Here is a 1,653-nt window from a genome sequence, read left to right as displayed (position 1 = left end):
GAGCCGCAGTAGCGGCACCCTATTTTCACCTCCGACGGATTTGCCAGTTCTCATGCATAAGCCATTTAAGCCCAATGACTTTCTTCCAACTGCTGTTCAGCAAGCAGGAAGAACTCCCAGACTTGAAGCTGAGACTCAAGAGCGGGATGGCTCAGTGGAGACAGGTCGTGACAAGTCTGCTTGGGAAACTCCTTGGTCTTCTGCTGGTGAAGCCGAACCGGGGTGGTGGAAGGCCTTTGCACTCGACAAGGATGTGAGAGCAACGCGCACCCCTGACCGCATCATCAAGAAGCAGTCAGAAACCAATGTAGTGGCCCTTTCATCAGGCGAGGCCATAGATATCGTTCGCCTCGCTCGTGCTGCGGATCGATCCTGCACAGAAGCTATCCGCAGACGCCTGGAGCGTCTGCGGAATGCTGCCGAGCCCAACTCACTTGGTTTCTCTACATTCGAGCTGGAGACGGAAGGTTCGCCGGTTGTACAGTCCATCCATCCAGCCGGGGGGATGGTGTCCGTAGAGGAGCCTCCAATTCCGATTGAAAGGATAGAAGATGTAGCAACCGCATCCGCTGCCAACTCGGCAGATGTGTATGAACATTTGGAAACACGACTTAATGGTGTTGACATTGCTAACTGTGAGGTGGTGTCAGATTGCTCCTCGACGGAGCAGGCCTCTCTAAGGCATCAGGGCGAGTTGCTGCTGCCTGTCGCAATAGAGAAGGCGAGGCCTGTCTTCTCGGGATTCGCGTTCCAATCGAGCCTCTACAAAATCTCAGTATTTTTTAAGCCTGAGTCGTCTATCGACCTTTCAATAGAAGACGACCCTCATGACGGTGGTCCCATTATCACAGAGGACGCCGATTCCATTGACAATCAGGAATCTCTTTCGGGTATGTCCGAGTGGATTGAACCTGAAGACGTGGCCATTCCTGAAATAGGAGTGCTCGCACCTGAGCAGAACGCTGAGGAAATCGATCCATGCTATCTCTCCCTGTATAGCGAAGAAATCTCATCGTCTCTCGAATTGATAGAAATTTCCGAAAACGCAGATCGGTCAGCTTTCGCAACTGCGAATATTGGCACCCTTGCTTCTGACGTCTCTGTTTCGGCTGGCCAGGCTGTAGTGGCGCAGGTGATCAATTTCCCGAAGGTGGAGCGTACGAGGAATACAGGCTACGAACTTCCGGATGTTCAACTGCTGGCTGAGCCTCCCGAAAGTGAAGGACCTGTGCTCACCGAAGATATTCTCGAGGAGAGAGCTGGCAGGGTTGAGAAGGTTATCCGTGACTTCGGTGTTAAGGGTGAAGTCATTCATGTCCGCCCAGGCCCCGTCGTTACCCTCTATGAACTTGAGCCTGCTCCAGGTGTCAAATCCTCGCGGGTTATCGCACTTTCAGACGACATTGCCCGTTCCATGAGTGCAGTCTCCGCCCGCGTCGCTGTGGTCCCGGGCCGCAACGCCATCGGCATCGAGCTTCCTAACGATACGCGTGAAACCGTGTATCTTCGTGAGATGCTTGAGTCGGAAGACTTCAAGGGATCAACGCAGAAATTGCCACTGTGCCTGGGCAAGACCATCGGCGGCGAGCCCGTCATCGCCGATCTCGCCCGCATGCCCCACCTGCTCGTGGCCGGCACCACCGGCTCGGGCAA

Annotated in this window: 1 pseudogene; it reads left to right on the top strand. The window is 54.4% G+C overall.

Features of this window, described 5'->3' with window-relative positions:
• Positions 1-1,174: 1,174 nt before the first annotated feature.
• Positions 1,175-1,653 (top strand): annotated as a pseudogene (locus BLP10_RS23800) (DNA translocase FtsK); the annotation flags it as partial.

Origin of the sequence: Microvirga guangxiensis, from assembly GCF_900102135.1 — a bacterium.
Lineage (GTDB): Bacteria > Pseudomonadota > Alphaproteobacteria > Rhizobiales > Beijerinckiaceae > Microvirga > Microvirga guangxiensis.
This window is presented reverse-complemented; position numbering and strand designations above follow the sequence as displayed.